Origin of the sequence: Polynucleobacter sp. 80A-SIGWE, from assembly GCF_018882295.1 — a bacterium.
Taxonomy (GTDB): domain Bacteria; phylum Pseudomonadota; class Gammaproteobacteria; order Burkholderiales; family Burkholderiaceae; genus Polynucleobacter.
In genome coordinates this window covers 911548-918582 of the sequence record NZ_JACVOR010000001.1, presented here as the reverse complement: position 1 = coordinate 918582, position 7035 = coordinate 911548, and the positions used below count along the sequence as shown (strand labels likewise).

Genomic DNA, 7035 nt, shown 5'->3' with positions numbered 1-7035 from the left:
TTTCTGACGGGGTTTTTTCAATACAAACTCTAGGATTTTTTCCGGAAGCAGAATTTTCCCAAAGCCTTTTATCTATTGATATTAGCCCCTGGGATAACATGCTTAAACCCTTGTATTTACGGCAAATTTTTACCCCCAAAAAGTGTCAGGAATACAAAAAATCGCAATATCTAAAAATTGGGCTTACTTAGGCAGATTTTTAGTGCTTTTGATTGATGCAGATTTCAGGTGATTTTTGAGTGCAAATATGACTCAAAAAACGAGTGCCTGATTGCTTAATGAATCGAAATATTTTGATTGGTTTTTATCTCAAGAGATTGCTCTTCATCAGGCGTATTTTTGATCTGCATAATAGCTTCGCCCCACCCTGCTTGCTGTCGTAATTGATCGAGCAAAACACACATCGCGCGCATCATATTTTCAGGTAAACGGAGATTTAAATTTGCCCCGCCCGGTAGCAGAAAATCAATTGATAATGATTCATCAAAATCAACCTTTTTTAATGTGTTTTCCTCTGTAATTTTTTCACCATTTTTAGTAAGCGAACAAGATACGTCCATCACTAATAATGGATCAAATCCTAGTGGAAACTGCGCTCCAGATTCATAAGTTTGAGCACCCGCATTTGCAGTTTTTGCAGCCTCCAAAAGCGCTGATTTCTCAAATTCATTTACTGCTTTTGCGGCAACCGGTGAATGCGCCTGCTCCAGCTTTTTTGTTAGCAAATGTGTGCTGGCAGCAAGAATAAATAATGTGACTCTGCGAGTTAACCAAAGACGATATTCAGCCTGATCCAGCGTATTAAACCGAAAAAAAATACGGTCTTCATTGATTAAGTAGGCGGCGTTTAATTGCTTGATAGTCATAGTGATTTAGATTAACGGGACTCAGGTAGATCTTGATTTTTTCTGCAAGCGTCAGCGCTCTGTTTGCGACCCTCATCACGTAAATTCTCATCCGTCATCACGCCCACACTTGACGAATCTGACTGGCCTCGCAAGCCGCCAATTTGCTGCTTAAATTGAGCTGCATTTTCCAGATTCATACTATTGGATGCGGCTGATGGAGTTAGTCCTATCTCAAAAGATGGAGCTTGGAGTTAAAACTGATAACTTGCCGTTAACCATCCACGAGGGTTGGTGGTGGTACCGTCCGTATTAACGGCCTGTCCAGACTGGCTATAGAGTGGATTGCTACCAACCTTCCAAGCAACCATAGCACCTAAATTCCATCCCTCCCAATCCCACTTCACGCCCATACCAGCACCCATTAAGGAGTAGGTATTGTTGGCATTAGTTTGACCCTGCCAATTAGCATAGAGATTCTTGTACTGTTGCACTACACCCGCATCAAAGAAGATGCTGGCCATAATGCGCTCTGGAAATTGTTGGCGCAACTCGATGGTGCCAATACCACCTTGTGAACCACCGCCCTGAGCTACTGGATACGCGCGAATGGCATAAGGGCCCCCCATATAGATTTGTTCAGCGGAGTTCAAATTTACAGAGGCTAGCTGACCACTAATGGATATGAATGCAGTGGTTGTTCCGTCTTCTGATAACTGCTGCGTGCGATTACCGGCAAAGGTAAATTTAGTAAAGCTTTGTGGTGTGTACTGACCATACCCATCCACGCTGGTAGAAGAAATATTCAGACTACCCAACACCAGGGTGGCAGATCCCGCACTCACACCGCCGCCACCAAAGCTATCGTAATGATTGCCCGACAGACCCAATGATGCATTATTAATGGTGTATGCGCTAATGGTTGAAAGGTTCAGCATATTTTTATTGCTGTAGCTCTTTACATCGTAGTTCGCTGTAACGTTGACGTTGGTCCCCTGCTCACGGATCAATGGGTACGCTGCGCTAACACCCCCCGTCCAAGCATCACCATAGCCACCACCAGCACTACTTGCATAGTTACTGACGTTTTTATAGTTCAGGAATGTGCCTGACAAACCTAAACGCAAGCCGTCCTTCGACCCTGGTAATGAATAGGCGCCCTGAATATACTGCGAACCTTCAGAGTAGATGCCATTCACTGAAGCAGAATCACCAATACCAGTTGGGTTGATAGCGCTTAATGCAATGACACCCTGATTTGCACCAGTGGATCGGCTACCGTAGTTATTTGCCTCAACCTTGCCCTGGTACCACTGCGGCTGAGTGAGTTGCAAGCGTAAAGCGGTTTCACCATCTTTTTGACCGGGCTCTAATTGACTCGAAACCATAACTCCTGGGGTTTCATTCAGAATGATTAGTGCACGCTCAATTGCCTTGGTGTTGAGTGGCTCACCAATGGGATTGGCGTAGGTAATATATTCAGCCGCAGTTTCTTTACTAAAACGCGTTGGGCCACTTGGCATATCCACAAAAACACTGCTTAGCTTTGCTTCAGTCACTAAAACCTTCACAACGCCATTTGCAATTTTTTGTGGGGGCAATATAGCCTGCACTGTATAGCCACTCTTGCGATAGAGTTCAACAACAGCATCGCAGGCTTTTTGCAAATCATCAAAGTTGACCGGGCGGCCAATCCAGGACTTCAAAATGGCCTGAACAGAATCTACCGGCAGAATACTGACACCCTCCAAAACAAAAGACTTCACCTCGAAACGAACCTCACTCTGGGATGACTCGCTTGGACGTGACTGCTCTCTTGGACCGGGCTCAGGCAGAGCTAAGGGGGATGGGCTCGGCAACTGCTTTTCTAAGCCCTGCTGCAATGCACCTGCATCTACCTGCGCATAAACCTGCCCAGCAGAAAACATGCCTATTGCCGCTAGAGCGAATAAGGATTGATGAAATTGATTTGATCGTGCGCTGTATTTCAAAATAAATAGCCTAATAAAAAAACAAAATCAAGCTAAGTGCCTGATAAATAATGTATAAATTTTACTTTGAATAAGGTCAATTCCTATTAGCTCAAGAGATAACAGACGTCTTTGACCTAAATTAGTCGATTTCGGACAAAATAATCGTCAGTGGATTAAGATTTCGTATGAATTCAACAGTTAGCGCCCCAATTGCCTTTGATTACCCCCAGCAAGATGCCGCCGGGGCCACCTGCACTGCCCAAGCCTGGGCCAAAACACCCCCACAACTGCATGGCTCTGAAAAAGCCGCTGTTATTACCCGTATTAAGCAATTACTGATCGAGAAAGATGCTGCATTAGTGGCTCACTACTATGTAGACGGCGATATTCAAGACTTAGCGATGGAGACCGGTGGTTATGTAGCCGACTCTCTGGAAATGGCCCGCTTTGGTAAGCATCACTCTGCCAAGAATTTAATCGTAGCTGGCGTGCGCTTTATGGGGGAGTCTGCCAAGATTCTGAGTCCTGAGAAACGCGTCTATATGCCGGACCTGGAAGCAACCTGCTCTTTAGATTTAGGTTGTGACGCTAGCGACTTTGCAGCATTTAGAGCTTTGCATCCCGATCGCACTGTAGTTGTCTATGCCAATACCAGCGCTGCTGTTAAAGCCCAAGCTGATTGGATGGTGACTAGCTCTTGCGCATTAGCAATCGTTCATCAACTCAAAGTTGAGGGCAAGAAAATTCTGTGGGCACCTGATCGGCATTTAGGTCGATACATTCAAGAGCAGACTGGCGCTGATATGTTGCTCTGGAATGGTGCTTGTATTGTTCATGATGAATTTAAAGCGGTTGAATTAGAAATGTTGATGGCCGCACATCCCAATGCCATGGTTTTGGTTCACCCAGAATCACCGCAAGCAGTAGTGGATTTGGCGGATGTTGTTGGCTCCACATCGGCAATGATCAAAGCTGTCGTTGAAGGCTCTGCCACTGAATATATTGTGGCTACTGACAACGGCATCTTGCACCGCATGCGCCAGCTCGCACCCAATAAAGTATTGATTGAAGCCCCTACCGCTGGTAACAGCGCTACCTGCAAGAGCTGCGCGCACTGCCCTTGGATGGCTATGAATGGCCTGCAAGGGATCTTAGATTGTCTTGAGAATGCTTCTGGAGAAATCTTTATCGAGGAAGGTGTGCGAGTTAAGGCGCTAGGCTGCGTCGAACGCATGCTGGACTTCACCCAGAATCATCCTGACCTGCTTGCCAAAGCACAGCATGGCTTTGTCAAAAATATTGGTGCGGCTTAATTACTTATTTTGTCTTTTGATTTTTTCTTAATTTAGATCGATTCATTCATGTTTGAGTACAACGAGACTTTAGAACAAGCCCGTCAACGCAATATTGCTGACGCTCTAATGGAAGATATTGGTAAGTGCGATTGGACTGCGCAATTAGTTCCTAGTAAACCTGTTCATGCCCAATTAATTGTTCGTGAGCAGGCTGTTTTGTGTGGGGTGGATTGGTTTGAGGGCACTCTTAAGAAATTAGATCCTGCAGCAAAAGTGACTTGGCACTACCTAGAGGGCGACTTAATGAAGCCCGATACTAAGGTTTGCGATATTGAGGCCAACTCTCGCGCCCTTCTCTCTGCTGAGCGCCCCTGCATTAACTTCTTGCAAACGCTTTCTTGGACGGCCAGCATTGCGCGTCAGCATGTCGATGCAATTGCAGGCGTCAGCCCAAATCCTAATGGCTGTGCAGTGCTCGATACTCGCAAAACGATTCCTGGCTTACGTCAGGCACAGAAATACGCAGTCCGTGTGGGTGGCGGTCAAAACCAACGTCTTGCACTATGGCATGGCATCTTAATTAAAGAGAATCACATCGCTGCTGCAGGTGGTGTTGCTGCTGCAGTCAAAGCTGCGCAGGCATTGAATTCTGGGGTGGATATTCAGGTGGAAGTAGAAAGTATTGCTGAATTGAAAGAAGCTTTGGATGCCGGCGCAAAGAGCGTCTTAATTGATAACTTCACCACCGAGCAAATGAAAGAAGCTGTTGCCTTTACGAATGGTCGCGCTTTATTAGAAGCTTCTGGTGGTATCGACTTAGATCAGATGCGTGCGATTGCCGCTACTGGCGTTGATCGCATCTCTCTTGGAAAGCTGACCAAAGATATTAAGGCCGTGGATTTCTCAATGAGAATATCCGCCTAACCATTAATCTTTAGGTTTCAGAGCTTTCAGAATTTCCCTCTGCTTGAGGCGTCAGAATAGTCGGATAAGAAACTGCCCAAGTGCCCGGGTAATCTCGGCTGTAATGCAATCCCCTACTTTCTCTGCGCATGAGTGCTGATCTCACAATCAACTCAGCGCATTCCAGCAGATTACGAAGCTCAATTAAGTCACGCGTTACTTTAAAGTTCGCGTAATACTCTTGCACTTCGTATCTGAGGAGCTTAATGCGGTGTAATGCACGCTCTAGTCTTCGATTAGTTCTAACAATACCGACATAGTTCCACATCAATGAACGCAGCTCATCCCAGTTATGGGCAATGACCACTTGCTCATCCGCATCCTCAACCTGACTCTCATCCCATAAAGGCAAATTGGGCATAACAGGAGTCTTAAGTGATGAGATATCTTCAGCAGCCGCTTTACCAATGACTACACACTCTAGCAATGAGTTACTAGCCAAGCGATTGGCGCCATGCAAGCCCGTGTAAGTTGCTTCACCTACGGCATATAAGCCTGGTAAGTCAGTTTTTCCCTTGAGATCTGTCACTACACCACCACAGGTGTAATGGGCCGCAGGCACAACTGGTATTGGTTCTTTAGTGATATCTAGACCTAGACTCATACAGCGCGCATAGATCATCGGGAAATGCTCTTTGATAAATGCTTCGCCTAGATGCGTGGCATCCAAGTGCACGTAATCTAAGCCGTGCTTCTTCATCTCAAAGTCAATTGCCCTAGCAACAATGTCACGAGGAGCTAACTCATTGCGCTCATCATGCTCTGGCATAAAACGGGTGCCGTTTGGTAGCTTGAGTAAACCACCTTCACCGCGCATCGCCTCGGTAATGAGGAAAGTGCGATCACTAGGGTGATACAAGCACGTCGGATGAAACTGAATAAATTCCATATTACCGACGCGGCAACCCGCACGCCAAGCCATGGCAATACCATCGCCTGTAGCAGTGTCTGGGTTGCTGGTATATCGGTAGACCTTACCCACACCGCCAGTAGCCAATACCACTGACTTGGCTTCAATCGTTTCTACACGATTGTTTTTAATATCGAGGGCATACACACCGTAGCAACGATTTGACTTGGTGCGCTGTGTCTTCGCATCCAAGTGGCGATTGGTAATCAGATCTAAAGCAATCCAGTGCTCTAGCAATTGAATATTTTTATGGGCTCTTGCCTTATCGAGCAATACCTCATGAATGGCTTTGCCAGTGGCATCAGCTACGTGCGCAATGCGACGTTGGCTATGACCGCCTTCACGCGTGAGATGCAAACCCATTGGGCCTGCCTCATCAGCAGTAAATGGGACGCCCTGCTCCACCAACCAACGAATGGCTTCAGCACTTTCTTCAGCAATATATCGAGCGGTAGATTCGACCACAAGGCCTGCGCCTGCATCTAAGGTGTCAGCAACATGAGAATCCACACTGTCATGTTCTTTATCAACCACCCCAACAATGCCACCCTGCGCCCAAGCAGTTGCAGCCTCACCTAGACCTCGCTTAGCCATCACAATGACTGGTTGCGTCTCTGCCATATGCAAAGCTACAGTTAGACCCGCAAGACCGGCCCCAATAATTAGAACGGGTAATTCTGCTTTGGGATTAGCTGCTGAAGTTTGGGGTTTTGAACTGGCCATACTGCATTCTAAAGGGCAATCTGAATCTTGGCGCAGTGATTAGCCCTTAGAGTTGGTTCTGGGTTTAAATGGGGAAAATTGCCCTAACTTTGATTCCTCAAGGGCTTCCAAGCACCCGGCAACAAATGGCGTTGGCAACTCAGGGTTATCCATGCAGGCCTTGCCAAACCTTGCCCAATAATTAATTTGCTCGCTAACAGAGCGAGAATTTCTCGCACCCTCGAGTTGAGCTTGGAAATATAAATCTTTATTAATCTTGATCATAAATACCCAATATAGCTACTCATTTAAACATGATGAAGAATGACAAATAAAAACCCCACCAT

General features: G+C 46.2%; 7 protein-coding genes. 2 read left to right on the top strand and 5 right to left on the bottom strand.

Annotation, left to right across the window (positions count from 1 at the left end):
- Positions 1-275 precede the first annotated feature (275 nt).
- The 3 genes from ICN25_RS04700 to ICN25_RS04690 are packed head-to-tail and all read right to left on the bottom strand — an operon-like array spanning position 276 to position 2836.
- Positions 276-866: a hypothetical protein gene (locus tag ICN25_RS04700; RefSeq protein WP_216179416.1), complete on the bottom strand. Its 591-nt coding sequence runs from the start codon at positions 864-866 to the stop codon at positions 276-278.
- 11 nt (positions 867-877) lie between these two features.
- Complete coding sequence (locus tag ICN25_RS04695; RefSeq protein ID WP_216179414.1) at positions 878-1045, bottom strand: hypothetical protein; 168 nt, start codon at positions 1043-1045, stop codon at positions 878-880.
- A gap of 54 nt (positions 1046-1099) precedes the next feature.
- Positions 1100-2836, bottom strand: coding sequence for a ShlB/FhaC/HecB family hemolysin secretion/activation protein (locus ICN25_RS04690; protein ID WP_216179412.1), 1737 nt, complete (start codon positions 2834-2836; stop codon positions 1100-1102).
- Positions 2837-3003: 167 nt separating this feature from the next.
- Here ICN25_RS04690 and nadA point away from each other — a divergent pair, with 167 nt between their 5' ends.
- Both nadA and nadC read left to right on the top strand, forming a co-directional pair.
- Entirely contained in the window at positions 3004-4131 is a 1128-nt protein-coding gene (gene nadA, locus ICN25_RS04685) for a quinolinate synthase NadA (protein ID WP_216179410.1), read from the top strand.
- A 48-nt stretch (positions 4132-4179) separates the two neighbouring features.
- Entirely contained in the window at positions 4180-5037 is an 858-nt protein-coding gene (nadC, locus tag ICN25_RS04680; protein WP_216179408.1) for a carboxylating nicotinate-nucleotide diphosphorylase, read from the top strand.
- A gap of 10 nt (positions 5038-5047) precedes the next feature.
- Here nadC and nadB read toward each other — a convergent pair whose 3' ends face one another.
- Positions 5048-6709, bottom strand: coding sequence for an L-aspartate oxidase (gene nadB / locus ICN25_RS04675; RefSeq protein WP_216179406.1), 1662 nt, complete (start codon positions 6707-6709; stop codon positions 5048-5050).
- Positions 6710-6748: 39 nt separating this feature from the next.
- The gene (locus ICN25_RS04670; protein ID WP_216179405.1) at positions 6749-6973 is read right to left on the bottom strand and encodes a ParD-like family protein; all 225 of its coding nucleotides are present in this window, start codon (positions 6971-6973) and stop codon (positions 6749-6751) included.
- Between the last annotated feature and the right edge of the window lie 62 nt (positions 6974-7035).

Coding starts and splice junctions, on each gene's coding strand:
- ICN25_RS04700 (WP_216179416.1), bottom strand. CDS start 866: ATGACTATCAAGCAATTAAACGCCGCCTACTTAATCAATGAAGACCGT.
- ICN25_RS04695 (WP_216179414.1), bottom strand. CDS start 1,045: ATGAATCTGGAAAATGCAGCTCAATTTAAGCAGCAAATTGGCGGCTTG.
- nadA (WP_216179410.1), top strand. CDS start 3,004: ATGAATTCAACAGTTAGCGCCCCAATTGCCTTTGATTACCCCCAGCAA.
- nadC (WP_216179408.1), top strand. CDS start 4,180: ATGTTTGAGTACAACGAGACTTTAGAACAAGCCCGTCAACGCAATATT.
- nadB (WP_216179406.1), bottom strand. CDS start 6,709: ATGGCCAGTTCAAAACCCCAAACTTCAGCAGCTAATCCCAAAGCAGAA.
- ICN25_RS04670 (WP_216179405.1), bottom strand. CDS start 6,973: ATGATCAAGATTAATAAAGATTTATATTTCCAAGCTCAACTCGAGGGT.